Source organism: Acidithrix sp. C25, from assembly GCF_904848545.2.
Window position 1 is genome coordinate 909800 of sequence record NZ_CAJHCI020000006.1, and the last position, 26734, is coordinate 936533.

24 protein-coding genes and 3 pseudogenes are annotated in these 26734 nt (G+C 47.1%); 12 read left to right on the forward strand and 15 right to left on the reverse strand.

Annotated elements, in window-relative coordinates; translation table 11 throughout:
• Positions 1 to 614: 614 nt before the first annotated feature.
• The gene (mazF, locus tag ACIDITHRIX25_RS73070; protein ID WP_201732601.1) at positions 615 to 947 is read right to left on the reverse strand and encodes an endoribonuclease MazF; all 333 of its coding nucleotides are present in this window, start codon (positions 945 to 947) and stop codon (positions 615 to 617) included.
• 2 nt (positions 948 to 949) lie between these two features.
• The gene (locus ACIDITHRIX25_RS73075) at positions 950 to 1192 is read right to left on the reverse strand and encodes an AbrB/MazE/SpoVT family DNA-binding domain-containing protein (protein ID WP_201732602.1); all 243 of its coding nucleotides are present in this window, start codon (positions 1190 to 1192) and stop codon (positions 950 to 952) included.
• A 109-nt stretch (positions 1193 to 1301) separates the two neighbouring features.
• On the opposite strand from ACIDITHRIX25_RS73075, the pseudogene ACIDITHRIX25_RS73080 reads away from it, so the two are divergent.
• Positions 1302 to 1883, forward strand: a pseudogene (locus ACIDITHRIX25_RS73080) (ADP-ribosylglycohydrolase family protein); the annotation flags it as partial.
• 28 nt (positions 1884 to 1911) lie between these two features.
• On the opposite strand, the pseudogene ACIDITHRIX25_RS73085 reads toward ACIDITHRIX25_RS73080, so the two are convergent.
• Positions 1912 to 2854, reverse strand: a pseudogene (locus tag ACIDITHRIX25_RS73085) (IS1595-like element ISAxf1 family transposase).
• Between the two features lie 87 nt (positions 2855 to 2941).
• On the opposite strand from ACIDITHRIX25_RS73085, the gene ACIDITHRIX25_RS73090 reads away from it, so the two are divergent.
• Both ACIDITHRIX25_RS73090 and ACIDITHRIX25_RS73095 read left to right on the forward strand, forming a co-directional pair.
• Positions 2942 to 3223 carry an ADP-ribosylglycohydrolase family protein gene (locus ACIDITHRIX25_RS73090; protein ID WP_249685703.1) on the forward strand — a complete coding sequence of 94 codons (282 nt, stop codon included), beginning with the start codon at positions 2942 to 2944 and terminating at the stop codon, positions 3221 to 3223.
• 363 nt (positions 3224 to 3586) lie between these two features.
• Positions 3587 to 3835 carry a helix-turn-helix domain-containing protein gene (locus ACIDITHRIX25_RS73095; protein WP_052605479.1) on the forward strand — a complete coding sequence of 83 codons (249 nt, stop codon included), beginning with the start codon at positions 3587 to 3589 and terminating at the stop codon, positions 3833 to 3835.
• 543 nt (positions 3836 to 4378) lie between these two features.
• On the opposite strand, the gene ACIDITHRIX25_RS73100 is transcribed toward ACIDITHRIX25_RS73095, so the two are convergent.
• The 4 genes from ACIDITHRIX25_RS73100 to ACIDITHRIX25_RS73115 form a co-directional block, all read right to left on the reverse strand.
• Complete coding sequence (locus ACIDITHRIX25_RS73100) at positions 4379 to 5887, reverse strand: PTS fructose transporter subunit IIC (protein WP_213333404.1); 1509 nt, start codon at positions 5885 to 5887, stop codon at positions 4379 to 4381.
• Between the two features lie 70 nt (positions 5888 to 5957).
• Positions 5958 to 6416, reverse strand: coding sequence for a PTS sugar transporter subunit IIA (locus tag ACIDITHRIX25_RS73105; RefSeq protein ID WP_201732604.1), 459 nt, complete (start codon positions 6414 to 6416; stop codon positions 5958 to 5960).
• Positions 6413 to 7363, reverse strand: coding sequence for a 1-phosphofructokinase family hexose kinase (locus tag ACIDITHRIX25_RS73110; RefSeq protein ID WP_201732605.1), 951 nt, complete (start codon positions 7361 to 7363; stop codon positions 6413 to 6415). The genes ACIDITHRIX25_RS73105 and ACIDITHRIX25_RS73110 overlap by 4 nt, the downstream gene beginning before the upstream one ends.
• Before the next feature lie 7 nt (positions 7364 to 7370).
• Positions 7371 to 8441, reverse strand: a complete 1071-nt coding sequence (locus ACIDITHRIX25_RS73115; protein ID WP_201732606.1) for a hypothetical protein — start codon at positions 8439 to 8441, stop codon at positions 7371 to 7373.
• A gap of 1407 nt (positions 8442 to 9848) precedes the next feature.
• Here ACIDITHRIX25_RS73115 and ACIDITHRIX25_RS73120 point away from each other — a divergent pair.
• From ACIDITHRIX25_RS73120 to ptsP, 7 genes are all read left to right on the forward strand, one after another.
• A complete protein-coding gene (locus ACIDITHRIX25_RS73120) occupies positions 9849 to 10913 on the forward strand; it encodes a substrate-binding domain-containing protein (RefSeq protein ID WP_201732607.1) in 1065 nt (354 codons plus the stop codon).
• Between the two features lie 114 nt (positions 10914 to 11027).
• On the forward strand, positions 11028 to 12050 hold the full coding sequence (locus tag ACIDITHRIX25_RS73125) for an ABC transporter permease (RefSeq protein WP_201732608.1): 1023 nt from the start codon (positions 11028 to 11030) through the stop codon (positions 12048 to 12050).
• Positions 12050 to 12823 (forward strand): ATP-binding cassette domain-containing protein, encoded by a 774-nt coding sequence (locus ACIDITHRIX25_RS73130; RefSeq protein WP_201732609.1) that lies wholly within the window; start codon positions 12050 to 12052, stop codon positions 12821 to 12823. The genes ACIDITHRIX25_RS73125 and ACIDITHRIX25_RS73130 overlap by 1 nt, the downstream gene beginning before the upstream one ends.
• A gap of 532 nt (positions 12824 to 13355) precedes the next feature.
• Positions 13356 to 13514, forward strand: a complete 159-nt coding sequence (locus ACIDITHRIX25_RS73135) for a hypothetical protein (protein ID WP_201732610.1) — start codon at positions 13356 to 13358, stop codon at positions 13512 to 13514.
• 703 nt (positions 13515 to 14217) lie between these two features.
• Positions 14218 to 14985, forward strand: a complete 768-nt coding sequence (locus ACIDITHRIX25_RS73140) for a DeoR/GlpR family DNA-binding transcription regulator (RefSeq protein WP_201732611.1) — start codon at positions 14218 to 14220, stop codon at positions 14983 to 14985.
• Between the two features lie 804 nt (positions 14986 to 15789).
• A complete protein-coding gene (locus tag ACIDITHRIX25_RS73145; protein WP_201732612.1) occupies positions 15790 to 16059 on the forward strand; it encodes an HPr family phosphocarrier protein in 270 nt (89 codons plus the stop codon).
• A gap of 39 nt (positions 16060 to 16098) precedes the next feature.
• Positions 16099 to 17781 carry a phosphoenolpyruvate--protein phosphotransferase gene (ptsP, locus tag ACIDITHRIX25_RS73150; protein WP_349632148.1) on the forward strand — a complete coding sequence of 561 codons (1683 nt, stop codon included), beginning with the start codon at positions 16099 to 16101 and terminating at the stop codon, positions 17779 to 17781.
• Positions 17782 to 18259: 478 nt separating this feature from the next.
• On the opposite strand, the pseudogene ACIDITHRIX25_RS73155 reads toward ptsP, so the two are convergent.
• From ACIDITHRIX25_RS73155 to ACIDITHRIX25_RS73175, 5 genes and pseudogenes are all read right to left on the reverse strand, one after another.
• Positions 18260 to 19204 (reverse strand): annotated as a pseudogene (locus ACIDITHRIX25_RS73155) (IS1595 family transposase).
• Between the two features lie 388 nt (positions 19205 to 19592).
• Positions 19593 to 20792 (reverse strand): MFS transporter, encoded by a 1200-nt coding sequence (locus tag ACIDITHRIX25_RS73160; RefSeq protein ID WP_201732614.1) that lies wholly within the window; start codon positions 20790 to 20792, stop codon positions 19593 to 19595.
• 622 nt (positions 20793 to 21414) lie between these two features.
• Complete coding sequence (locus tag ACIDITHRIX25_RS73165) at positions 21415 to 21639, reverse strand: hypothetical protein (RefSeq protein WP_201732615.1); 225 nt, start codon at positions 21637 to 21639, stop codon at positions 21415 to 21417.
• A gap of 136 nt (positions 21640 to 21775) precedes the next feature.
• Positions 21776 to 22033 carry a ferredoxin reductase domain-containing protein gene (locus ACIDITHRIX25_RS73170; protein WP_249685643.1) on the reverse strand — a complete coding sequence of 86 codons (258 nt, stop codon included), beginning with the start codon at positions 22031 to 22033 and terminating at the stop codon, positions 21776 to 21778.
• 17 nt (positions 22034 to 22050) lie between these two features.
• Positions 22051 to 22239 (reverse strand): ferredoxin reductase domain-containing protein, encoded by a 189-nt coding sequence (locus ACIDITHRIX25_RS73175; protein WP_201732616.1) that lies wholly within the window; start codon positions 22237 to 22239, stop codon positions 22051 to 22053.
• 164 nt (positions 22240 to 22403) lie between these two features.
• On the opposite strand from ACIDITHRIX25_RS73175, the gene ACIDITHRIX25_RS73180 reads away from it, so the two are divergent.
• Positions 22404 to 22868 carry a transposase gene (locus tag ACIDITHRIX25_RS73180; protein WP_201732617.1) on the forward strand — a complete coding sequence of 155 codons (465 nt, stop codon included), beginning with the start codon at positions 22404 to 22406 and terminating at the stop codon, positions 22866 to 22868.
• Between the two features lie 163 nt (positions 22869 to 23031).
• Here ACIDITHRIX25_RS73180 and ACIDITHRIX25_RS73185 read toward each other — a convergent pair whose 3' ends face one another.
• From ACIDITHRIX25_RS73185 to ACIDITHRIX25_RS73195, 3 genes are all read right to left on the reverse strand, one after another.
• Positions 23032 to 24201: a hypothetical protein gene (locus tag ACIDITHRIX25_RS73185; RefSeq protein WP_201732618.1), complete on the reverse strand. Its 1170-nt coding sequence runs from the start codon at positions 24199 to 24201 to the stop codon at positions 23032 to 23034.
• A gap of 1 nt (position 24202) precedes the next feature.
• Complete coding sequence (locus ACIDITHRIX25_RS73190) at positions 24203 to 24934, reverse strand: hypothetical protein (RefSeq protein WP_201732619.1); 732 nt, start codon at positions 24932 to 24934, stop codon at positions 24203 to 24205.
• Between the two features lie 334 nt (positions 24935 to 25268).
• Positions 25269 to 25601, reverse strand: a complete 333-nt coding sequence (locus ACIDITHRIX25_RS73195) for a hypothetical protein (protein WP_201732620.1) — start codon at positions 25599 to 25601, stop codon at positions 25269 to 25271.
• Between the two features lie 407 nt (positions 25602 to 26008).
• Here ACIDITHRIX25_RS73195 and ACIDITHRIX25_RS73200 point away from each other — a divergent pair, with 407 nt between their 5' ends.
• Complete coding sequence (locus ACIDITHRIX25_RS73200; RefSeq protein WP_201732621.1) at positions 26009 to 26695, forward strand: hypothetical protein; 687 nt, start codon at positions 26009 to 26011, stop codon at positions 26693 to 26695.
• The last annotated feature ends 39 nt before the right edge of the window (positions 26696 to 26734 follow it).

Genomic DNA, 26734 nt, shown 5'->3' on the forward strand with positions numbered 1-26734 from the left:
TCTCACCGGCCGCGAGCTTTCTCACATCTAGTTGTGAAGACGACGCACTCTATTCGATGCGATCGCAGATTATTCATACCCGAAGCTCATTTTGACTTCGAGGCTTTGTACGCTTAGGATTGTAAGCGTCGCTTCGACGACGACTAGCACATTTGCCATCTCTTAATGGATTGGTTCTGAGATCGCTAAACGGTTTACTGAGTCACTTTTGAAGTTATGGGACAAACCTTTCACGAGGCTTTGTCCCTTTTGATAGTACTTTATCCATGCCAATTATTCCCCTTTAAATTAGGGAGAACCGTGTCGCGTGCCGTGAGAAGGTTCACTTCGTGACACATGATGGTTAGGAGAACCCGAGATTGTCCTTAGCCTTATCCGCATAAGAGGTCGTCTTACTTTCGATTACGTTCCACCTTTGCGTCGTTGTTAGTTTCATCCCTTTCTTATCTTCAATGCTCATGGCTGCAAGTAGTAGTGGTGAGCTACTACGTTGATTTTTTCAGATTCCCTGAATACGTCCTCACGCCCATTCCATCTTCGCCCTCTTGACGATATGACTCAGTTTGGGTGGCAACGCTATTGGCAGATAGGTTTTGAGAACCTAGTTCCTAGGGTCATTTACCCAAAAGCGCAGCTGCTTTTGCCCGTATAGCAGCGAGTTCATCCCGTGTAACTTTCCCCTTGTGTTTGGCGTTCCTAACAACCCAATCAAGACTCTTGATCTGATCTGCCAGAGCCACACTTTCAGGGTGGCCGGTAATCACAACTTCAAACGGGTAACCTTTGATTTGGGTAGTTAGCGGACAGCAAAGCATCAATCCGACCTTGCTATTGTAAGTAGATGGGCTCAATACCACCGCCGGACGATGTCCAGACTGTTCATGCCCAGCTTGTGGATTGAACTCGATCCATACAATGTCTCCTGCCTCTGGAACATAGCGTTGCAAAGTTACAAAAGCTCCCTGCCGGAGGGAATTCCAAAGTCAAATTCTCCGTGTATGTTATCGGGTTCAATAGCGCTAAGCAACTGAGATAAATCGTACTCATCATTATGAATTGGATCAATGACTATACGTCCAGCTTCTTCACGTATCTCTATTAAATCGTCTATTTTTAGATGAGCAGCTTCCATGATCGAGGATGGAATCCGAACCGATGCACTATTGCCCCACTTCTTTATGACTGAGCGCATCACAATCCCCTTTCCGAATGCTTTCTGGTTGCTTCACTTACATCAATCATAATGATACATTGTATCTACATAAAAGGTGCCGTGATTTCTCCCCAGGGATGCTCTAGGCAGTCTGGTTGAATTCCAGTCCCCAGAAGAGATCAGACGCCGCTACCCTGATGGCTTACGAGAATTGTCTGATGGAGGCACATGGAACACCATTGCCGGTCAGCCAACCGATGATTCAGAGATGGCACTTCTTTTGGCACGGATGTTGCTAGAGCGTGGCACCTATGATTCTAATGCTGCATTTAATGCCTATAAATTCTGGTTAGACTCCGATCCTTTTGACTGCGGTATGACAACTTCCTCTGGTCTTCGAGGGTATCCGAACTCAGCCAGCCAGGCCAACGGAGCCATGATGCGGATCAGCCCTTTGGGTATTTTCGCTGCCGGTCAACCATTGGATATGGTCGGCGAATGGGCCGAGCAAGACGCCGCTCTAACTCATCCCAATCAGGTATGCCTTCAAGCCAACTCGCTTTTCACAATGGCGATTGCTCATGCTATTTCAACTGGATGCGACGGCGAGACACTCTTTCGCAAGATCAAGCAGTGGGCACAAGAACTGCGAGTTGACCAATCGCTCATGGATGTAATCCATGGAGCTATCGATTCACAATCATCTAACTATTTCAATCAACAGGGATAGGCGTTGATTGTATTTGGCAACATACTTATCAAGTTTCGTAAGCAAGAGCCATTTTGGAATCAGATTCGCGGAGTAGCGGATGTGGAGACGCAAACACACATGTATTGAGAAGTCGCTCTACCAAGGACATTTCAAAGTGCCTTCGGTTGAATCGGTATGCGAATTCCTCGAGGTAAAGTTGCTTATGTTCCTCACGTCCGTGGTATGTTCCGTCGATAAATTTCTTGCAGTTCCCTATCAGGATGTTGAGCCATTTGAATGTTACATGTGCTTGTTCGTCTTTGGATAGAGTGATCGAATGCGCTAGTCCAAGGTCTCGAGCACATACCCCGTAACTTGGGTTACCATCACTTATCAGCTTGGTATCGGAATCTAAACGTCTCACAAAAACATCTTTGGGTGATTTAGCAGTGGTATCTTTGATTACTTCCATGAAGCAATGAGTAGGAGCACCATTGCTAATCGACACTCCAATTAGGACATTGGTTTGTTTTGTTCCCTTTCCTCTTCTGCCTTCGCCATGGCTCTCACCACCTAAAAAGAACTCATCTACCTGGACGTTTCCTCCAAGTTTATATAAACCATTTCGGTCAGCCATTGCTTTTCGTAGCTTATTTAGCATCAACCAGCCAGTCGAATAAGATACTTGAACGAATTTAGCAATGGTAGTAGCCGAAAGACCACGCTTGTCGTTGGACAATAGATAGATAGCGGAGAACCACTTGGATAAAGAGATATGGCTTCGATGGAAGATGGTTCCGGAGGTAACGCTAGTTTGACGGTGACAAGATTTACATTGAAAAAGTGGAGCTCGAGATGCTGCATTTCTTCGATGGTTTGGCCTGATTAAGGTAAACTGGTCAGAGTCACACTTTGGGCATCTAAATCCCTCATAGCATAAGCAATTTGATCAAATGATCTTCACATGCTTCCTCTGAAGCGAAGCGTACCATAAAGCCTGAGATATCCACCATGCCTCCTTTATCGAACATCTGTTCTACTAAAGATTAGCTCCAATCTGGTCTCGGTGGAGGCGAAACTTACGAAACTTGATAAGTATGTTTGGCAATGCCCTATGGCAGCTACTCAATGCCCCAAGCTTTGCTGAAGGCGTCGCCGATACAGTTATGCAAGGGGGAGACACAGATACCAATGCGGCAATTTGTGGAGCGCTATTGGGCGCTGTCTACGGTATCGACGCGATACCATCCCAATGGGTCGACTCTGTCTTGAACTGTCGCCCTAAAGTCGGAAATCCTGGCGTCCATCGCCCACGACCAGAGTGCTTCTGGCCAGTTGACGCCTTGGAGCTAGCAAGTCGATTAGTTGGCAGCCAATAAAGTCCGCTGATGCATGTGCTGGTAGTTTACGTGTAGTCCAATGAAATAGTTAGATGCGAGTACTTGATGAACCCACAAATGCACAAATTTTATTTCTGGTACGTATGTGGTGAGTGGGGCCACTAACTCAAACGTGCTGGGGCCATTATGGTCGAGCGTTTCCAAACTTGCACGATCCAAACTCGCATGTCCACCGTGTTGTTGAATAAGCCGTAAATTCAAAACCAAATACCGCTACGACATCAGAACTTATCAACTCTCGCTGGAGACATCTTGACATGGGAATACGTCGTACTTGGATCTCTTGTGCCCTACGGAGACCGAAATGCCCCAATCATGGAGTAATCACTGAGTCAGTGCCATTTGGGTGACCGGTATCGCAAATCTCGCTTCACGAGAGACTTTGAACATCTAGTTGCCGGCTCAACCGCAAAGATGGATAAAACAACAGTTACGAAGCTCACCCGGATTGCTCAGAAAACAGTTGGTACGATCTGTGAGAGAGTAGTAGCCAAAGAGATCGATCCAAAGCGACTAGAGAAGCTCTCAATAATAGGGGTAGATGAGATTGCCTATCGTAAACACCATAAGTACATAACCCAAGTTATTTAGAGCCCGTAACAGATCATGAAACTGGAAAGATCGTCTATGGAGCATGTTACTGGCCATTGAGAACTGCAAGTTGGCGGCAAGGTCAATGGGGATCTTGTAGCAACCTTGACACTGACATTTCGTCAGTGTCCGCCGTGGTAAATAGAAAATCGTAGCGCTATCAAGATGAGCTTACATAGCTACTTGCTGTCTTGATATCAGCTAGAGATCCTCGTGGTCGAAGGTCATTAGAAGTCGAAGGTCCCTGGCATGGGCAGAACGCAAAGTGTTCTGCCCATGCCAAGATTGTTTTCCTAGCTATTTTCCACAGGGTTAGTCAATCTTGGTAATACAGATCACGCTGAGGACCTACATCTTGTAATAGGAGTCAGGGGCCATTGCGATGTCATCCGTCGCACCTATTGTCGCACCGCGGTGACTTGGTTCAAGATAAGCCTTGGTCCAAGATGAGTTATAGATCGTGTTCCTCAAGTTCTCGTCCCGTATAGTTGATATTCTATTCGAATAGATGCCAACTCCCTTGACACCTAGGGCCCCAAACTTTTAAGGTCTATCCTGAAGTAAATTCGTCTTTGGTGACATAATGCTTGATCCGACAGATCGACTTTTGGTCACTATGGCAGATGTGAAGGTGATCAGGATCCCAATTGCGAGAGCAGCTATCCACGGTCCAGGCCGACCCATAAGCCAAACGACCAGCACTCCCCCATGTGGAACCGGAGCGGTTGAACCAAAATACATCGACAAAGATGCTGCAATTGCCGACCCGGCAACTGCTGACCATCGAGCATTTTTTGGATCCGCCATGGCAAATGGAATAGCTTGTTCTGTTACCAGGGCTAACCCTTTGGTTAATGCACTTGATGACACCTTTAGCTCAGGTGGTGTAAAAAGCTTAGGACGCACCTTTACTGCTAAAGCCAGACCAACCGGGGGAACCACACCTGCAACAATGATCGCAGCCATGACCTTCAAATTACCAGACAGCAAGAGTGCCACACCTATCGTATAGGCGACTTTATTTATTGGACCTCCAGAGTCAAAGGCCATCATTGATCCCAAGGCCAAACCAAGAACCAGACCTTCGGGTGAATTTAGCCCATTTACAAATTTCAAGATCGCATTGGTAACATCTCTCAATACGGTACCAAGAAAAACAAATAAGAGACCTCCAACCACAAGGGTTGAAATTACGGGAAGTAGCGTGGTTGGAAGAATCGGTTTGAGGATTGAAGGTACTTTTATCCTAAGTAGCTGTTGGACCAAGAGTCCACTGCCAACCCCAACCACAATGCCACCGATGTAACCTCCGCCCATGGCTCCAGCAATCAACCCTCCAACCAAACCTGGCACTAAGCCCGGGCGATCCGCTATTGCAAAGGATATATACCCACTTAAGATCGGAATCGTCAAAACAAAGGCAAAGGCACCGATTGAATAAAGAACCCCGGCAACCCCAAAGTGGCCATAGATCACATTGATATTTCCAAATAGCGAGTTCGCACCGCCGTAGGAACTGCCAATTCGAGATGCAATCGAGGTGCCAGCCATGGAATATGAGATCGTTGTCAAAACTCCCCCACAAGCAATTAGTGGAATTGCATAACTTAGGCCCGTCATTAGCCATTGACGAAGGGAACTAAGGAAGGAGTTCTCGGAGTCAGGTTTCGCCTCATCTGATCGAACCAAACCATCACCTTGCAACTGATCGACAGGTTCCTCATCTTTGTTGGGTGACTTCTGCTGAGACTGGGCAAGTGCGATAGCCTCTTCAATTACAACATGAGCTTCATTGATGGCACGCTTTACGCCTACTTCTAGGATGACGGCCCCAACAAAACGCTCCCTTTCGCGCACTTGAACATCAGCTGCAAAGATGACTACATCAGCACTTGTTATATCACTGGTCTCGACAGCATCTATACCAGCTGCCCCCTGAGTCTCGACGTGAATCTCATAGCCAGCCTCATTTGCGGCATTCTCAAGCGCTTCGGCTGCCATGTACGTATGGGCGATTCCTGTTGGACATGATGTAACTGCGACGATCTTCAATGCAATTCCATTGTGCTAGCGAGATGAGTATGGATAAGGGCCATTGGACATAATAAGGCAGAGGAGTAATCTACTTTGTCTTTGCGACGACTTCAACCTCGATCAGTTCAACGACCTCTTGGGCGTTTTTAGCCTCTCGAAGGGCGCTCTTAAATGAATCATGGATCAACCTGCGAGCTAGAGCCGCTAGTAACTTCATATGACTGGCCTCAGAGCCCTCGGGAATGGCTATCAAAAAGACCAGATCGGCCTTTCCGTCGCTAGCGCCAAAGTCGACACCTAATACAGAACGACCAAAGGCAAGGCTTGGAGTGACTACCCCACCCGATCGTGCATGAGGAATTCCAATACCACCCTCTAGGCCGGTCTGCATCTGACCTTCACGAATCAGTACATCATCGAGTAGTTTCTTAGGATCCACAAGTCGGGAGTCACTATCGAGCAAGCCGATCAGGTGCTTTATGGTCTCTACTTTGTCGGTAGTAGTCATATTGAGATCTACTGTCACAGTGCTTATGATCGGGGTCATTTGGAGCTCCCTTCCTTAATTAACTTTGTTCTATCGATTTCATTGTGCATTACCACGCTAGAGCGGTCCACCACCGCACGGTTCGGCATGACACTGCCTGGTAGAGAAACAGAGGCACCCGCCCAGGCTAAAGCCTCTGCCAGAGCTTGTTGACCAGGCTCATAGGCGGATAAAAAGCCCGCCAGAAGACAGTCGCCGGCACCCACCGAGGATCGTATTGCACTTGGACGAACTTCGCCGTAGATGAGTTGCCGTTCGTTTATATAAAATGCACCATGAGAGCCTAAACTTACCAGAGCCGACTTGGCGCCTGCCGCCAAAAGCGACTTGGCAGCGTCTATAGCGTCACCTAGGGTCACAATTTCTTGCCCGCAAAATCCCTCTAGCTCTTCGCGATTTGGCTTTACAATAGTTGGCCCATATGGAATCACTGTATTTAGGGCATCTCCGCTTGTATCGATCGCCACTTTGCAGCCACAATCACTAAGTTCATTCATTAGCCGACTATAGAAATCTTTTCTCATTCCCTTGGGAAGAGTGCCTGATCCAACAACCCATCGAGCACCGCCACCATGGATTTTAGTCATAGTAATCAAAGCCGCCTCTTCATCGTCGCTTAGACACGGTCCGGGTTCATTTATCTTGGTTACCAATCCACCTGGCTCAACGATTGAGATATTCATACGAATTGAAGACGCAATTGAGACCGATCTAACGACAACGAGCTCATCTTCTAAGAGTCGGATAATCTGGTTTCCCTCTAGGCCGCCAACGGGGAAAATAGCTTCGCTTGCAATACCAAAGCCACGTAGGGCTCGAGAGACATTTATGCCTTTTCCACCGGCATCTATTCGGGTAGATGAGGCCCGTATGACATCACCATTTATCAATGACGGTACCTCGAGAGTTCGATCCAGGCTTGGGTTGGGAGTCAGGGTAACTATCAAAGTCGTGCTACTTTCGCCTAACGCCAACAAGTTGGGTCATCTGATCATCTTTAGGTCTATTGCTTGCATCTATATCGAGAGAGATCATCGCCCGGAGCGAAATATCTCTAATCATTGCCGAACTAGAAACCATATTGTTCATGCAATCAAATCGATTGCGATCTAAATCAAAGTCACCGATTTGCATAAAAACTACGCTTTCTAGGTCAAAACGCTCAAGTGGAAGATCCGACTTATGCTGAACCATTCGAATCCGCCCGAGTGGAGCCGACTTGGGATTGGTCTGGCCTAGCTGGCTAATGTTAGTTTGGATGAAATGTTGTCGGCCTAAATTGGAATTGGCCAACTCTTGTTGGTTAGCCTGTAGCTGAGTTAACTTCAAAGTAGCAAATCGGAATTGATCTAGAATCGTACAAACCAGCCACCAAGGTTTTATTTGGCGTAAATTTGGGGCCCACCATTTCCACTTTGGCCCAGGAAGACAAAAGTGACCTAGCTTCAATTGATGAAGCATCGACAGGTCTTTACCTGTTTTGGTGTCTATCTTGGTGGCCATTTCGGTCCAATCCAATTGATCCAAATCCAATCGCACTGACTCGCCAAGATATATATCGTTTTGGTTTAATTCATTTCTATCTGATTCGACTGGACCCAATTCGACTGGACCCAATTCGACTGGACCCAATTCGACTGGACCCGATTGCCTTTGCGTTTGATGGAGTTGACCTGAATAAAATTCGAATGATTGGAGTTGAGCCGAAAAGAGATGAACCGAACGAAGCTGGTCTGGCACAACTGAGGCTGAGTTAGGCTGGGCTGGGTAAGGCTGGAATGTCTTAGGTTTGCCTAGTCTAATCCAGCCCCAGTCAAACCGAAGGGGCATATCTTGTGTGACCCCAGCTTGAACAAGGTCACCTTTAGCCACCTTGGTATGAGCCGACTCGAATTTAGCCGCTTTGAATTGGTTAAGGCCGAGATGATTCATACTTAGATAATCAAAAGAAAATCGGTCACTATTCGATGGAGATGGCGAATCTAGGGCGAAAATTCGATGAAGAATTGAATTTGTACTATTCACCGCTATATCTGTCAAGATACTTATTGTTTCATCTGTAACACTGGCGATCCCGCAGCGATTAATATGCGATGAAGAATTGAAGTTCTCTGAAATCCTTGAAGTATAAAAGTTCTTAGGGGTCCTCTGCCTATCTATAAATTTTGATAGCTTAGGCCCTAAATACGTACCCGTGGAATGAACACCAGTGAAACAAGACATGCTCAATGAACTATTAGCAAAAAGATAACTGGCTAAAATACTGCCGGACAAACGAGAAGTCGCAAAATTAACAATATCCAATAGCGCGCCTACTGAAGAACAACCTGTGAGACAAACACTCGACGGGTCTTCGTGAGTGGAGTCAACCCTAGTAATCTCTTTAGCCCCTTTGGATTTAAGTGCCCTCCTGCTAAGAATATCTTGATGACAAAGGTCAACATTATCCGAAAGTCGTAGTTGGCTAGATCGGGCTTCTTTTCTTTTGATTTCTCTTCTTTGGGTTTCTTGTTTATAGAGAGGGCTGCTTGATTGTGAAAGCTTACTCAAATCGAAAAAGCCATGACTTGGGTTGCCCCTATGTCCGGTGCTAAAGCAGTATTCGGGGTTATGATCTTTTGAACTACGAAAACCGAGATCCTCATAAACATCTTGCGCAGCCCGAAAGTCAGAGACTAAGCCAGAAAATGGTTCGACCAAGACTTCTAAGAAACACGCAGTATTGAATGGAACGAAGCCATCAATGGCCTCCGTCACCAGATCCATCGATGCCAGATCCATCGATAGTCCAATGCAGATCTTCGAATCATTCAGTCGTAGATGAACCGATGATTTGTTCATCACATCATCTAAATGATTTTCTGGTTTTGAAGTCTTGTGCATGTCTGCCATAGAGCCTTGTAGTTGGTTTAGCTTTTGTTTATTGCAATATTACCTTTGTTTTTAGATCAATGGAGCGATTTTTCAATCTCGGCAAATTTAAAAATATCTTCCCAAATATCTCTACAATCGGTAATAATGCCTTAAGATCTACTTTGGTCGATCGCCTCTCATTTCTTCATCAACGCTGTTCCAGCAAAGAGTAGACAACGAAAAGACCCGCTCATATATGGTTTGTTGATGAATCTAAGTAATCAATAGCCAGTGCTGTTAAGAGGAAATATTCGGTTTGAGGCTTATTGGATCGACAAATTTAGTCATTTCTTGGACCTAAGGCTAAGCCACCTCGAAGATGACGAATTGGAGTGCAGTTTGTGGTGATTAATCCATTTCAGAGGTTATTTCCAATGAGTTGTGACCCTACTTCTTTGAATAGTTGTGAAATTCTTTGAATATTTTTGCATGACTTGACTTTTAGATTTGGTTCTAGTACGGTTTTGTATTTAGTAAACACAGCGTTCATTTCGGACGCAAACTGATGGGGGAAACCAATTGAAGAAAATTAAGGGCCGCACATCCCTATTTGGTCGCCGGGGCCTAAAGACCAAGATTATCCTCGGGCTTTCAATGGCTACACTTGCAGCCGCTTGCGGTAGCACGTCATCGTCTTCGACGGCAACGACAGCAGCCACGTCTGCTACGTCAAGCTCATCGAGTGGAATTACGATCGCCTTCAACATGGGCGCCGAGGCCGATCCATTCTTTATCTCTATGAATATCGGCGCTGAAGCAGAGGCCAAGAAGCTTGGGGTAAAGCTGATTTGGCAAGGTGACCCATCGCTCTATTCACCAGCGACACAGATTCCGATCGTCGATCAACTTCTAGCTCTGCATCCAAGTGCCCTAATCATTGCACCTACAGATCCTAATGCGCTTCAGCCAGCTGTAAATCAAGCTGTCAGTGAAGGAATTCCAGTCTTCAATGTTGATACTCACGTAGCCAACATGGCCAAAGTCGTCTCATTCATCACGGGAGACAACACCCAAGGTGGACAAGCCGCAGCTGATGCAATGGCCAAGGCTATGCACTACACAGCAGGCAAGACCTACCAAGTTGTTGTGGGCCTTAGCTCGCCTACCGCTACAACCAACACCGCTCGACTGGCTGGCTTCAAAGCTGAGATCGCTGCTAAATATCCAGGTATACAAATCGTCTCCACTGCGTATTCGGAGTCGGTAGCTGCAACTGCAAATACCAACGTAAATAACTGGTTGACCCAGTACCCACACCTAGCCGGTATCTTTGCCATTGACGGAACCAATGCAACTGGTGCCTCATCAGCACTACAGGCACACGGCCTCGTTGGTAAAGTCGCCCTAGTTGGATATGACGCTTACTCAAACAACGTAGCTCTCCTTCAAACCGGAGTCTTCTCTGCCCTAATTGCACAGAACCCAACCGAAGAAGGTGCTATGTCAGTAGCCAATGCTGTCAAGTATTTACGACAGGGCAAAAAGGCAACTGGCATTCCAAAGCAAATCATTCTGCCTAACGTCGTCCTAACGCCTAGTACCCCAGCCGCTCAGCTAGCCAAGTACACTTACGCAACGGCTTAGTCGAAACGTCTTAATCCGCCACGGAGAAACTCTTCTCCGTGGCGGATTAAAGGCAGCTACAAAAGATCGGCAGATCTTTTGTAGCGTATTATTTCCATAGCGGAAGAGGTAGATGTGGCATCCAAAGTTGAAGAGGCGCCATCCACAGCGACAAAGTCGCTAGAAACGACGCCTACTCTAATCGCGCGAATCTTGGGCAATCAGCAATTTTTGCTCCTGATCGCCTTCGTCATCCTGGTGGCGTTTTTTACGACCAGAAATTCAGTCTTTTTATCCAATGGCGAATTTGGCAATATCCTTGCTGACTTCTCCTCGCTTGTCTTGATGGCAGTAGGAGAGACCTACGTAATTGCCACAGGTGGGATTGACCTCTCGGTCGGAGCAACTGCAGGCTTTGCCGGTGTTATTGCAGCATTTGTGATGCGAGATGCAGGATTGAAAAATGAGATGTTCACTCTCTTGATTGGTTTAGTTGTTTGCATCGCCGTCGGAGCTATCGTTGGCCTTGTAAATGCGATTTTGATGAACTATGCGGGACTGGTTCCATTTGTCGCAACTCTAGTAACACTTGGAGCGGCTGGTGGTCTATCTATCGTACTTACTGGTGGCGCACCAATAGGAAACGATTCACAAGCAATTCAAACCACAGTCTCGGTGATTGGGCCATTTTCATATCCGGTGTTGATCGTGATTGCAATCACTGTCATAGCTGGCCTATTTCTTCACACATCGCGCTTTGGTAGATATACCTTTTCTATCGGCTCCAATGAGTTTGCCTCGCGAGCAGCTGGTATAAACGTCAAAAGACATCTGACCAAGGTCTATATGCTCTCTGGGGTTTTAGCTGGTCTCACAGGAATGTTCTTTTATCTACGCCTTGGATCAGGTGCACCAACATCTGGTTCCGGTGCTGAATTAAGTGCAATAGCAGCTGTGGTTATTGGAGGAGCAAGCCTGTCTGGTGGTTCCGCAAGACTTTCAGGTACTGTTTTAGGTGGCCTGATACTTACCACCGTTACAAGTGGTTTGATCATCATGAACGTGGCGCCCAACTGGAACCAAGTCGCTGTTGCAATTTTAATTGCAGTAGCTGCAGGTTTTCAAGCCATCAAGCCCAAGAGCAGGAGAAAGCCATAATGGAAAACCGAATACCACTCTATGAGGCTCGTAACATCAAAAAAAGCTACGGAAGCGTTGAGGCGCTTAGCGGCGTAAGCCTCTCTATCTACGCAGGTGAAGTTGTCGGACTGGTTGGTGACAACGGTGCAGGAAAGTCGACTCTTGTAAAGATCCTCTCCGGTGTCTATCAGCCCGACTCAGGCGAACTCTTAGTGGATGGGGTGAGCCACTCCTGGCGATCTCCCCATGACGCTATGGAAGCTGGCGTTGAGACCTTGTATCAGGACTCTGGCTTAGCACCTGATCTCTCGATTGGCTCCAACGTCTTTTTAGGGCGAGAGAAACTACGGCCGGGGATCTTGGGCAAGATGGGCTTCTTGGCTCAAAAAGAGATGGAAAGTGAGGCACGCGAAGACCTAGAAAAGGTCGGAATCTCGATTCCGGCTTCAAAGCGAAATGTTTCTCAGCTCTCAGGCGGACAACGCCAAGCTGTAGCGATTGGTCGAGCAGTGGCTTGGGCACGAAAGGTGATCCTTTTAGATGAACCAACTAACCACTTAGGGGCTCGCCAAGCCGGCGAAGTTCTAAGTGTCATAAAAGCTGCTAGGGAACGCGGATTAGGTGTCGTCTTTATCTCACACACCCTTCCCCATGTTCTCGAAGTAACCGATAGGATCGTCGTTCTTCGCCTTGGTTCAGTCGTGCGTGATGCCCCTACTTCGCAGTTCAATGCAGAGTCGCTCCTAGGTACGATTACTGGCCTTACCGGCGCTAGCCCCAGCGCCCAATAGACAGATCAACGTTTGAAGCAATTTTTGTGGGCCTTCAAAAGCCAATTAGAAAGTCTCTGTAGGTCCCGTTGTAATGAGATGAGGCTACCTATAGGAACTTTTCTAATAGCTCAGAAACCTGCATTACAGTTAGTTGACGATCTAGAAAACCCTCTAGCTAGCCAGATAGATGACTAGATCGTCAACTTACCTCATGAGCCAATCATCCTGTTCGTTATACCTCGTTGCTCTCATTAGGTAGATCCAAAGTGCTAGCTCCTAGAGCGTTAGATTTACCCCTAAGATTCCCATCCTGGCACCCCGCAGGTTCGCTCCAGCATAGAAATATGCTGGAGCGACGGGCCAAGCTAAAGACTCTATTTGGTTATTCGGCCATTGCTGGGATAGGCAAATAGGAAAGTCTTATTCAAGCTAGCAGAGCGAAATCAGTGACAAGACGGACGACGTGAATAACATCGGCGGAATAATCCAATCAGTTCGTTTACGGTGGCAACAGAAAGATGCAAGTTAGTGAGGTTTCAGATCTACCCAATTGAAGAAGCTCAATGACACCTGCGATAAGCAGGTTATCAGCAGCATCCTGTGGCAGTGCGGTGCAGTTCTAGTCGCGATTCCAGTTGTCGCTACCATTGGGGTGCAGCATTTGGAAGTTCGAATGAAGTTCAAGATCAGTCTCAATGCCCATATCTAAATATGAACTTTAGAATTTCAGCTCAAAAATTCAGCTCAAACGTGTAGTTCAAAAATGCCGCTCGACAATGCCGGTCAGAAAAAAGCCAGAATTAGAGGTCAAGAATGCAGTTCAGATACGAAGTATTAGCTGCCCATATCCAAATATGCAGTTATAAATTTACCGAAACGCAAATAAACGCAAATAAACGCAAATAAACGCAAATAAATAAGGGTAACTGACCAGACGGATAGAGCAAGCACTTCTAGCCTAGATCAAGTTATCGCGATAGTTTCTTTGGAGTAGCACATGGCTGAAGGCAACGACTCTCAATGATGTTCGACGACTTTCTACCAGCTCCTAAAGTTCAGCGGCGTTCTCTAGGGAATAATCAACTGAAGGACGGGCACTTCCTGAGTTATCGATGATCAGCTTCGCGAGGGCGAGACAACCTAGCGAAGTTAGCTAGGTTGACGAAATGGATATCTTGATCTGGAGAGTTGGTTCGACAAAGGTAGAAATCCACTATAAATCTCTATATTTGTGTAAATGGTTACTTTGTTATCTTCGGATTGAGTTTTGACTACTCGGGTAATGTTTTGAATAACCCTATTAATTGGATCACTTTAGGTCCATGATTGTCCGTTTAGCACTCATAATCAAATAAATCGGCAGTAATATGGTTGCAAACAAAAATTTAGCGCACATGAGGTTCAAAAAGCGAATGTACCCGGAAGAACGCCATGAATGGATTAGAGAACAGATCAAGACCAACAAGCGCGTTGAAGTTCTAGAGTTAGCAAACGACCTAGCGGTTACGCCTGAGACGATTCGAAAGGATCTAGATCTTCTAGAAACGACCGGGATCCTAAAGAGAGTTCATGGTGGAGCGATCGTTGTTGAACGTCTTCGGTTCGAACCAAATTTGGATTCACGCGATTTAACTGCTCGAGTTCAAAAAGAAGCTATTGCCAAGAGGGCTCTAGAGGAGATCCCCGATGGTGGCTCGATCATCATCGACGCTGGCACGACTACTGCACGCTTAGCCTCCATCATGCCTCAAGACCGCGAACTGATGATCGTAACCAATTCAATCTCTATTGGAATGATTCTCTCACCTCTTCCAAACCTAACCATTCTTTTGATTGGCGGCAGATTGAGAAGTAAGACTGCAGCAACCGTTGACTCATGGGCACTTTCAGCGCTCAGTGAGATTCGGGTCTCAACCGCACTTATCGGAACCAATGGAATATCTATCGAGCGGGGCTTTACAACCGCCGACCCCACTGAGGCAGCTGTAAAGCGAGCGATGGTTGCGGCGGCTAAAAGAGTGATTGTCCTCGCCGATCACACCAAATACGGTGATGAGAAGTTCGCCCGCTTTGCCTCAATCTCAGAGGTAGACCTACTAATCACCGATAACGGGATCGACGAAGTTGACCGCGCCGCCATGGAGCTTGCTGGATTAAATGTTGTAGTTGCACCGTCATAGAAGGAATATCGATACAAAGATAGCTCTGATCAACAGGTAGAGCTCTGGAAGAGATGACAAGGAAATTTGAGATAGCCAGATAGATAGCGCAAAGAGATGTTTGGAGTAGGTAGATGAAATGGAAAATTGATGTTGGCGACTATTCACAAAGAGAAAAACCCCCCGTTCGTCTTTAATTGTGAGAAGACCAAAGGTTCAGCCGACGATGGCATAAATTGCTCAAAATCAACTATGAAGACTAAGGCACCTTACCAAGGCGAAAAACAACCTCTATGGGCGCAAGTCAATCGAAACCGCGAAATCAATTCTGGGCAATTGTAGCAGTCGATCAATTCAGGGCAGTAAACAGAGGGCAGTAATCACATGGAAATTTACATGGGCAATAGAAAAACCCCATTGACACGATCTACAAAAGAGGTTCAAGTTTATCGATTTACAAACTCCCCCACCATGAAGGCATGGCGGTCGACTAAAAAACAACAAGGATCAAATGAATTATACGAACAGAGATAGATCCCTTCGAAGAAACCACAGAGGACTCACAAGGTTCCATCTATTTCAATCGTGACGAGAGGATAATACTTAGATGGATTACCCAAGTGGCCACAGAGCCGAAAGTGGTTCGGTTGGGCTGTTGTGGTGTTGGATCCTGTTACCCCTAACCACGACGAAGTGTCTAAGAGATTTGCGGAATACGAAATTGGCCCTTGCCAAACAATCAGAATAAGTGCTACTAGATAATTGCTGCGTGAAAATTACAATGAGAAAATTACTACCAAACAACAAGTTAAAGGATGAATTAAAGTGACACAGCTTCGAGCTCGAGTCGGTTCTTCGGTTGGACTTCATGCACGTCCAGCCATGTTGGTTGCACAAGAGGCAGCCAAGGCACCAATCTCAATAAAGATTTCAAAGGGAGATGGCGACCCGGTAGATGCCCGCAGCGTCTTGTCGATACTGGCCCTCGATGCCCGCCAAGGCGAAGAAGTGACTCTCTATGGCGAGGGTGAAGATGCAGAATCAGCTATCTCTGCATTGGCTGCCTTTATCGAGTCTGACTTGGATGCTAAATAAAGCCAAAATTTAGTTTGTGAATACTTTGTGGGGGAACAGATCTTGAAAGAATTAAAGGGTATCGCGGTCAGTTCTGGGCTGGCTCAAGGCGTAGTAGCTACTATCGCTCCGCCGATAGCACTTCCTCCTGAACTGGATCTGCCTCTGGTCCTCGATCCCAAAGAGATAGAGACAACTATCTCAAGAATCAAAAATGCAATCGAAGTCGTGGCCAGTCGCCTCGACCTCTTTGCGACCGAAGTGGATGCCGAGATTGCACCCATTATTTCAGCACAGGTGGCAATAGCTCGAGATCAGGTCCTCTTTGATCGAATATGTGAATACGTTGCAGCTGGTTCAAAGGCTGAATACGCCGTCAGCAAAGCACTTGGCGTCTTTCGTGACCAATTCCTCCTTGCGGGCGGCTACCTGGCAGAGCGAGCAGGAGACCTTGACGATCTCTCGGGTCGCATCGTCGCAGAGCTACTTCAAAGGGCGATACCCGGACTACCAATACGCAATGAACCATATGTGCTAGTCGCAATCGACCTCTCCCCCGCTGACACCGCTGGTCTAGATCCCAAGAAAGTTATGGCAATCATCACTGAAAAAGGTGGACCAACGAGCCATACAGCGATCATCGCTAAATCACTTGGAATTACAGCAATCATAAACGTTCAAGGTGCAGGCGAACTCGTCGATGGTGAATTTGTAATTGTCGATGGATCAACAGGTACCGTGGTTGTCGATCCAAGTGGCGAGCTCCTAAAAGAACACGAACTAAAGGTGAGACTTAGAACTTCTAGCCAAAGCTCAAGCGGAGGGCCAGGAAGAACTGCCGATGGCCATGGTGTTGAACTTTTGGTCAACGTAGGACGAAGAGCAGACTTCGCACTAGCTGGGCTTGCTGATTCAGAGGGCGTCGGCCTCTTTCGCACCGAATTTCTTTATTTGGATCGCACCAGTGCACCTGAACTATCAGAGCAGGTATCTGCCTATCTAGAACTCTTTAGCGCCTTTTCAGGGCGAAAAGTTATTGTAAGAACTTTAGATGCTGGAGCCGATAAACCTTTGGCCTTTGCCAACAATGACGACGAGCCAAATCCTGCACTTGGCCTTAGAGGTTACCGAATTACCTCTCGAAACCCGCAACTGCTAGAGCTGCAACTTGAAGCTCTCTCCATAGCTGCTCAGGCGACCAATGCAGAGGTGTGGGTGATGGCTCCAATGATCTCAACTGCGCTTGAGGCTCGTTCATTTAGTGAGTTGGTCCACTCAAAGGGACTACGAAGTGCTGGAAGCATGATCGAGGTACCATCGGCTGCCATTCGCGCAAACCTCGTAGTTGGCGAATGCGACTTTGTAAGCATTGGCACTAACGATCTTGCACAATATACCTTCGCCATAGATCGCGAAACTGCTCCTTTGCCTGAACTTCTAGACCCATGGCAACCGGCACTATTGGAGTTGATCTCACATACAGCGCGCGCTGCTAATCTAGCGAATAAGCCAGTGGGCATCTGCGGAGAAGCAGCAAGCGATCCTCTCTTAGCGGTTGTATTTGTCGGTTTTGGGGTAACTAGTCTTTCAATGGCCCCTATAAGCATCCCCCCGGTTAGAGACGAGATCTCAAAGAGGAGCCTTGAAATCTGTCGGAAGGCTGCCGAGATAGCTTTAAATGCGGTCAGCGCTAGAGAGGCTCGAGAATTGGTATCGCTCTTCTTGGTGGCAGCACCAAACTAGCTTTACCAAAATATTGAAGAGCCAAATCACAACCTCTTCATCGAGATTGGAAGAGGCACAGATCATGGGATCTTCTGAAAATGAGTCTCATTGGAAATGCGTTCAATCGCAACGGCTACAATCCTTCGAATATCGCTCTATTAGCTCCACAATTTGAAGCGAATATAAGTTGATGCCGATGTGCTCGTTTGATACCGCCCGCGTACCTCTTTCGCCAAAAATTAAGCCTAGAACCATGAAGCTAATCTTTAGATTAAGGTAACTTTGGTAGACCCATCAATGGGTCTCCCGTAGCGGTCGGATGCAAATTGGCTTTGTTGCCTCTCTTGTTACATTCTTTCCGAAAGGCAACACGCCGGCCGCCCAAAAAAGCGTTTTTGATATGCCGGAATTGCTAGGGATCCACCTAGTCTGGCACGGCCCAGCAATGAGTCGTGCCTACCCTTCTAGCGGTGCATTAATTAATAAAGCATACTTATCAAGTTTCGTAAGCAAGAGCCATTTTGGAGTCAGATTCGCGGAGTAGCGGATGTGGAGACGCAAACACACATGTATTGAGAAGTCGCTCTACCAAGGACATTTCAAAGTGCCTTCGGTTGAATCGGTATGCGAATTCCTCGAGGCATAAGTTGCTTATGTTCCTCACGTCCGTGGTATGTTCCGTCGATAAATTTCTTGCAGTTTCCAATTTAGGATCTTGAGCCATTTGAATGTTACGTGTGCTTGTTTGTCTTTGGATAAAGTGAACCAATGCGCTAGTCCAAGGTCTTGCAGCACATACCCCGTAACTTGGGTCACCATTACTTATCAGCTTGGTGTCGGAATCTAAACATCTCACAAAAACATCTTTGGGTGATTTAGCAGTGGTATCTTTGATTACTTCCATGAAGCAATGAGTAGGAGCACCATTGCTAATCGACACTCCAATTAGGACATTGGTTTGTTTTGTTCCCTTTCCTCTTTAGCCTTCGCCATGGCTCTCACCACCTAAAAAGAACTCATCTACCTGGACGTTTCCTCCAAGTTTATATAAACCATTTCGGTCAGCCATTGCTTTTCGTAGCTTATTTAGCATCAACCAGCCAGTCGAATAAGATACTTGAACGAATTTAGCAATGGTAGTAGCCGAAAGACCACGCTTGTCGTTGGACAATAGATAGATAGCGGAGAACCACTTGGATAAAGAGATATGGCTTCGATGGAAGATGGTTCCGGAGGTAACGCTAGTTTGACGGTGACAAGATTTACATTGAAAAAGTGGAGCTCGAGATGCTGCATTTCTTCGATGGTTTGGCCTGATTAAGGTAAACTGGTCAGAGTCACACTTTGGGCATCTAAATCCCTCTTTCCACCGCAATTTGATCAAATGATCTTCACATGCTTCCTCTGAAGCGAAGCGTACCATAAAGCCTGAGATATCCACCATGCCTCCTTAATCGAACATCTGTTCTACTAAAGATTAGCTCCAATCTGGTCTCGGTGGAGGCGAAACTTACGAAACTTGATAAGTATGTAATAAAGTGCGGTGCTTCCAATGCCCCGTGCCTACGATCTCAGAGTCAAAGGTGTAATTGATACCGAATGTTCAAAGACAATTCAGTTTCACGGAAAAGACGGGTGAGATTTTAGAAATTCCCACACAACAGCTCGTTATCAGAATCGTAGAAAGTGAAAAAGCAAGCCGTCAGATGTCATTTCGCATAGAATTCAAGCTCAACCCGGACTTTTAAAGAGACATCCCAGCTAAGACTGTCACACGGACTGATTTATTGCGACAGGTAGTATAAAACGCTAGGCACATGGCAAAAGAACTATGGGGTATCCGTTGCAACATTTGCACCAAGTCGCTTGTGATCATGGCTTCTGATTACTCCAGAGAAAACGATTGCCACTATGCATAAGATTGCCGGAACAAAAAAGGTGTACTGCAAGGAGACAACCTTGGTCAACTGTCCGATCACCAAAGGACCAGCTAACATTCCAAAGTAGCCAACACTAGCAACCTTCGAGACATTAGCCCCAGCGTTGTTGGCGTCAAAATGCCCTGCCGCTGAATATATCTGTGGGACACAGCCTGATAGACCAAGGCCAAAGATTGCCCACCCAGAGATTGCAATTATGGTAGATGGGGCAAAGATTACAACGGTTATTCCAACTAAAGCGAGTGTCGCGCCATATCGCAGGACAAACAGCGAAGAATAGGACTTAGCCAAGCGATCAGAGATTGCCCGACCAATAGTCATCGTTGCAGCAAATGCTCCGTAGGCATAGGGTATTTGATTAGCTGGAGCGTGGCGAATGCTTTGCATATAAAGCGAACTCCAGTCATTGGCAATCCCCTCGCTTACCATTACTGCCAATGCAACGACCGCAAAGATTCGAATCTCGCGAGGCACGTTCTTCCAGGTACTACGGATCACTTTGGATCTAGCTTCCTTGGAAACTGCATCTTTTTTCAAAAGGCCTAAGACCCCGATAACGCTGGCCAATGCACTCAAAACCACAGCGATATCTACGATAACATCAGGAGAGACATTGTATGTTGCTAGCTGAGATGAGTAGATTGACGAGGAAAATCCCCCTATCGAAAAGGTGGCGTGAAAGGAAGACATGATGGGGCGACGATAGCTTCTTTCCACCTCAATGGCATGGGTATTCATAGAGATATCCAAAGCGCCAACGCTAATTCCAAGACTAAATAGAACTATGGCTAGCTCCCACCAGTTGGATGCGCGCAGTGGAAAAAATAGCGCCATCGCACAGCCAAACGCACTCGTTGGCACAATCAGCCGGGCGCTTAATCTATCTGCAAACTTGCCAACCACAGCCATGCTCACAAGCGCACCTACCCCAAGGCACAAAAGTAACCACCCAAGAGTCGCAGGGTTCACCTTGCTTCGAATGGCAACCGTTGGAATTTGAATCACCCAGACACCAAGGATAAAACCATTTATGTAAAAATAGGTAAGTGTCGAGAGACGTGCCATTCTCATTCGAGTTGGAATCTCCATTGTATTCACGATAATGGCTGAAGATTAAAGATGGTTTCAACCAGACAGCGTGTTATACCCGAAAACTAAGTGAAAAAGCGGGAGTTAGTGTACGCTAGCGCTCGAGCCGGCTAACCAGTGGCACTACTCGAACCCCTCCAGATGTCAAAAGATTTCCCCATAGGTTTCAAAATGGGCTGGTGGGCCCCCATTTATAGGCGGAACTTAAATCGGGCTATCGAGCGAATGATGGCTCGATAGATAGAGATCCCGAGAGACTGTCATATAGATTTTTTTTCATTATTCAGAGTAAGGAGTTGAAGGATCCTTTGATCCAAGTGGAAAGCTTCCAATGGATTGAACCCAAAGATAAAGAGTCTGTCTCAATCCATGCTTTTTCAAGCAATGGCCCGCAACATTTGGCGAGCAAGATTGGATCCCGCATAGTTGCAAACCGCGACCCTACGCCCGCCAACGTTAGTCAAGCTTGGTCAACCGCGCAGAACAAACAAGTCAACCATAAAAAGACGCAGTCGCCATCTCCTTGGTAGCCCCTCTAACGGGAAGTTGTCTCATTAGCGCTTCACATGCCTCAGCGGTCTTCGATACTTAAATTCGCACTTTCATGGTGACATGCCCAGTCTTATAGGGGTACAGATTCGCCCATGCAAGGCGCACTTGCGATGTGTTCGTTAGTGGTGTCTTTAGGTTCGCCAAAGACAAATATGGGGCCTTCGAAATGAGATTTCGAAGGCCCCATATTGTAATTTATCGTGATTCTAGGCGCACCTAGAATGCCAACACCCAACCGTATTTCCAGCTCCAGCTCCAGCTCCAGCTCTATGGTCGCAGTCGCTGTTATGGCCATGGTCATTTCCCTGGCCATAGTCATAGATCGTAGGACTATTCCAATTCAAGGACTACTTTGTATTCGCTAGATCCAGATCGAAAACCTAGCGTTATAGAGCTACAATGTTGATTCGCGACTTGATCCACCGCAACCCTCAGTCGTACTTTTCCGCCTTTACTCGATCCTCTCTTAGCCCAGCGGCCAAAAGGGTTGCCTTTGTCATATCGATTAGATCTGGCGAACCACAAACGTAGCCAATTGCCTCTGTTGGTTTTCTGGGAAGCTCCCTTAAACACTCTTGGACTATCTCAGCGTCAATGCGACGATGATAGCGAGATCCTGGGTGCTGGGGAGAACGGGTAAAGGTGTGCACTACCTCTAGCCAGCTGTGTTGCTCTTGAAGAGCAGCCAATTCATCGGCGTATATAACTAGTTCTTCAGTCTTTGATGAAAAAGCAGAAGCATTGGAACGCTAAGCCCTTTGATAGAGGCGTATCTAATCATGGCCATAAAAGGAACCACACCACTGCCAGCCGCAACTAAAAGAACTGGTCCATCATCGGGCTCGTTCCAGGTGAAATTGCCATGGGGCCCTCTTACGTCTATGACGTCACCCACTTGGAGTTGCCTAGTTAGTCGCGGTGAGACTAGCTTGGGTTCAAGAGGTGAACGCAACGATTGGTTGAGAATTCTCCTGCTACATTTAAAGCTAGACTGAGGTTCCCCAGATTTAGTGGACACCTGTTAAGCCAACATAGATTGTTGGTAGAAAGGATGTCATCATGGGAGCAATAAGGCGTAAATTCACCCTTGAATTCAAGACTGAAGCTCCTCATCGAGTTATAGATTCCGCCACGTTCATTCCAGAAGTTGCGAGTGAGCTATCTATTTCTCAAGAGGCGCTGTACCGATGGGTAAAAGATGAACGAATACGTCTAGAGGCAGCATCTAGTGTCAATGAAGGACCACTAAGTGCTGATGAAAGAAGAGAACTCATAAAGGTTCGTGCACGTTCTGCTACTGACCTGCTGTTGCGACTCCTTGTCGGCGCACCCGTTGTGACCGTCAACAGCGCCGCAAGCCTCATAGGGCGGAGCTTCGTTCACCCCAATGAAGCGGTCACTCGACTTGTCGAGACTGGCATTCTCAAGCAGGTCTCCGTTGGTCGTCGAAATCGGGCCATCGAGACACCTGAAATCATCGTCGCCTTTGCTGCGCTAGAACGGCAACTCGCCCATTTTGAGTAAATGCGTTGCTGTCGAATACGCCAAACGGTCATTTCGCAATGGCCCCTATGGTGACTAATAGGACTGGTAAAGAGTTTTGGAATACTCAGGATGACTTCTACTCGTTTCCCCTCTTCATCCAGGAGTAGGACGAACTGGCGCACCTCAAACTACTCCCTCACTTTTACAAAACGTTGAAGCTGACTGATGTGTTGATGATCCCATATCTCGGCCATAGCGCATTTAGCTGTACCTGCCCTAGCGGAGGCAGTGGAGAGATCCAGATCCATAAATTTCGGGGGTCATTCGGTGGTCTAAAGAAGCGGTTTGAGATAACATCTCCCCGTCCATCATTGAACCTGGGGACTTCGATAGTACCCGTGGCACGTCCGTCAAGGAACAGCACTTCTAGCTGGAGGCCATCAAAGATGTCGATCCGCCCTGCTTGATTGGGTGCGAGCTTAGATCTAATATCGTCGAGTATTTCGCTCATTCCCCGCGGCAGCGCATCACCTCCTATTTGAAGGTGAATTTCGAATCCGTCGTCGTACCTTAAAATTTCCTCCAAGATGAGAGTCGCTTTATCGACGGAGGCGATCACAATCGGCGAACCAAGTTGCGACTTAGGCCTTACCGCAGCCTCATCTGGAATCTCGAAGAGCAAAGGAACGGGAGAACTCGGGGCAGTTGTAGCGTAATGAAAGGCCTCGGTAAGCATCGGTCGCAATCTGTCTTCGTTTCGAAAGAAACCCTTTGAACCGAGTAGCACACCCGTATCGTGAACCTCAGACCATGAGCCCAATACGTCAAGTTGAATGACTCCTACTGTTACGGTTTTAGACTGTACACCTAATCCTTGAAGCACGTCAGAAGCAACTGACGAAACGAGGTTCCAGTCCACGATCATGGGTCCTTCTGGACGATCTGGCACAGCACCATTTCTATGGTAGAACCATCGCTGCGCTTCCACGATGATGAGACGCATGCGTTCCGCGGCCTCGCTTGATACGTCCGTTGCACTTGATGTCACACGAGCTAAGAACTGGTCCGATGCCTGAGTCATGGCCCGAAGGATCGCCGCACTCCCTTGAGGTTGAAGGACTAGGACATCTCGGACCGAAGAGTCAATGATCTTTCCCCACCAGGAAACCCACTGTCGATTTGCAATGGAACGCATCGATTCATCAAGGAGGCCCCTGAGATCTGGGAGATCGCCCTCAAGATTGGGGGGATATAGTTCCCACCTTGGTATCTCAAGTCGGCACGCATCTCGAACGAAAAGTGCCAAGTGCGGATACCAAGGCCTATCAGCAGCTAGGCGCCAAGGGGGCGCTGCGTAATCTTCACTATGCACCTTAGGATACCACCGTATACGACCTTGCACCCGCGGAGGTGCAAATTCCATTCGCCCCCAAAACGTAACCGTATAATGAAGGATAGATTCCAACTACGTTTGCGCTATAGCTTCCTGTGCCGTCGATATCATAAAAGCTTGTTATCCAACTATTTTCAGAGATTGGATCCTCCCATTGAAACAATATGGGCCGACCGTAGGTTGTGTTAACAACTTCGGCTCCCCATCCGTAATAGTATGACTGCCCATTTACCGACGCATTGACGTTCCATCCGGTCCAACCATATACACCGGAATTGTTAGAATCCTTCTCAATGTAAATATATGAATATCCGCAATTTCCATACACCGTGTTGAGCGGCGAAACGCCACTATTACGATTAACAACCGGGAGCCGAGAAGCCATAGATGATGGAACCGTAAGCGAGGTACCGTCTGCCAAGACCAACCGGCTTAGGCCAGATGCAAAATCCACTCTAGAAACAACCGGGATTGACCTAAGCGGAACTCGAACTTCGACTGCCTTAGCAGTCACGTACGGAGCTGTGAGAGCTACTAGCGCAGTTGGCAATTGATCCCCTATTTGCCTGCCAGGGGAGGTACTCGTGGCCGTCGCTGGAATGGTGTAACTTGTATTTCTTGCTCCCTGCGCAGAAGCAGCGGTTGCACTAACGGCAACAGCCAATGCCCCCAAACCAACTCCGATCCTTCCAGCTATTCTTTTAATTCCCATTGCGAACATCCCCTCTTTGTTACCATTTATCTATCTAATAGCATTCGTCAATATGGCTCATAAAACGAGTTCGCCTATCGTGGATAAGACCTTGATTTATTGATTCTGCTATAAAGCATCCCCATGGCCACCACCACATTCGAAGCCAACCTCCGTAGTCATAGAACACTGGTAGTAACGCTAACTATTTATTTTGCGCGTCGCATCTGCTTAAAAGATGATTTTTGGGGACTTTTGGGCTTTATTTACTCTGGAGAATAACTTTCAGAAGTAACCAGTCATGCGTCCGGATCGGGTACCTTGGCGTCTCTCCCAGCCACCTCTCCCAATCCAGCTAGATAGACAAGTCGTGACCATCATTGTTTACCACAATGCCTACGTCTAATTGATCTTGCAGAAGTGCCTGCTGTCTTGCTGCTACTCTTGCCGCTTTGTGCTGTTCTGTTCTGACGCACGCTACAAAGCGCTCCTTGTCAACCTCGCTCAAGTTGTCATGCCATCCATCGAACTTGACCCGCCACTCATTCACTGCTGCTCGTTGTTCGGCGTCGCGTTGTGGATCTACTCTCTTGTTGTCTTTTTGTGCGTGTAACTTGGCTAGAGTAGCCCGTACCTTAATTAGCGTCTGGGCTGTCTGCTGTAACTCCTCTTGGGTTACAGTTCCCATTTTATTAGCAAGTGCATCTCTGGCAGCACTTAGTCCTCGATTATGGCGATCTCGACTAATTGCACCTGACGGGTCCCCATTTGTTGGTCCAAAATTGATGTGAGTTTTGGATCGGGTTGTTCTACATAATAGCTATTCCAGGAGAGATCCCTAGAGCTTTTTACCATTCAGTAGTAGCTAGCTGTTGAGGCTGTGGGCGGAGATCAATCGATTGTGTTTAAACGCTCCGCGTTTATGCACATTTCAATAATCGCTTGCGAACCGATCGTCCACGATGAAATAACCGTTGCGAGAAACCGCGAAATCAGAGAGTCAAAAACGGCTCAAAATGGCCAATTAACCATCAATCTGAAAGAAGGCAAATGCGTCAACTATCCTGACATTCGCCGTTATGCACTAGTGGTATATTGACCAACCCAAAATTAGCTTTATGGACATACAACGCTGGATGGAATGGCGTTAGCTACAAAAATGTAAATGGGAAACCGACGGTGGTCTACAACGACTCCATATTTGCCCATTCTTCTGATAATCCAGCTCGGTACGTCTTAGATGTACTTTCAAATGCTGCTAGATACAGCAGTGGAACTATATCTGGCTCGTCCAGCATGTCAGTTACAGGACTAGCGCCAGGGGCGAGCGGGAGCGTGAATCAGTTACGTCAACGTAGTGCGCTCTGGATGGCGTTACTCTCTGGGAATAGTTGTCAGTCGGCGCTACACACGTCGTGTTTCGATGCGCTTCCAACAATTATGGGCAACTATGACGGAATCGTAATCCCCTCCGCCCCGTCGCAGATGAAACAAGACCTGATATCCACCTCAAAGCCTCTCGCTGGTGACATCATTCTGTTTGGTAGTTATGTGACCACAACCAATCCGAAGACCCACAAACAGACCACCAGGTTGCAGATCAATAACAACAGCTATGGGGTAATGCTCGATCCAACCACAAACAAGATTGCGTTAGTGGTCGCTGGGACGGCACCATCTTTCCGCTCTGCAATAAATGTCTTGCAAATGCCTTCAGCCCCTAGTGTCGGTGGACAGATAGATTCACAGACAGTTCAATTCATTGGAAGTCCATTTGGGTGAGCTATCAAAATTAAAGTGTTAGACGACATATCTACCATC

Bases quoted from the DNA above. Each gene is read 5' to 3' on its own strand.
- ACIDITHRIX25_RS73075 (WP_201732602.1), bottom strand. From the start codon at position 1,192: ATGCGCTCAGTCATAAAGAAGTGGGGCAATAGTGCATCGGTTCGGATT.
- ACIDITHRIX25_RS73090 (WP_249685703.1), top strand. From the start codon at position 2,942: ATGTTTGGCAATGCCCTATGGCAGCTACTCAATGCCCCAAGCTTTGCT.
- ACIDITHRIX25_RS73105 (WP_201732604.1), bottom strand. From the start codon at position 6,416: ATGACCCCGATCATAAGCACTGTGACAGTAGATCTCAATATGACTACT.
- ACIDITHRIX25_RS73130 (WP_201732609.1), top strand. From the start codon at position 12,050: ATGGAAAACCGAATACCACTCTATGAGGCTCGTAACATCAAAAAAAGC.
- ACIDITHRIX25_RS73140 (WP_201732611.1), top strand. From the start codon at position 14,218: ATGTACCCGGAAGAACGCCATGAATGGATTAGAGAACAGATCAAGACC.
- ACIDITHRIX25_RS73160 (WP_201732614.1), bottom strand. From the start codon at position 20,792: ATGGAGATTCCAACTCGAATGAGAATGGCACGTCTCTCGACACTTACC.
- ACIDITHRIX25_RS73165 (WP_201732615.1), bottom strand. From the start codon at position 21,639: ATGGCCATAACAGCGACTGCGACCATAGAGCTGGAGCTGGAGCTGGAG.
- ACIDITHRIX25_RS73180 (WP_201732617.1), top strand. From the start codon at position 22,404: ATGGGAGCAATAAGGCGTAAATTCACCCTTGAATTCAAGACTGAAGCT.
- ACIDITHRIX25_RS73190 (WP_201732619.1), bottom strand. From the start codon at position 24,934: ATGGGAATTAAAAGAATAGCTGGAAGGATCGGAGTTGGTTTGGGGGCA.
- ACIDITHRIX25_RS73195 (WP_201732620.1), bottom strand. From the start codon at position 25,601: ATGGGAACTGTAACCCAAGAGGAGTTACAGCAGACAGCCCAGACGCTA.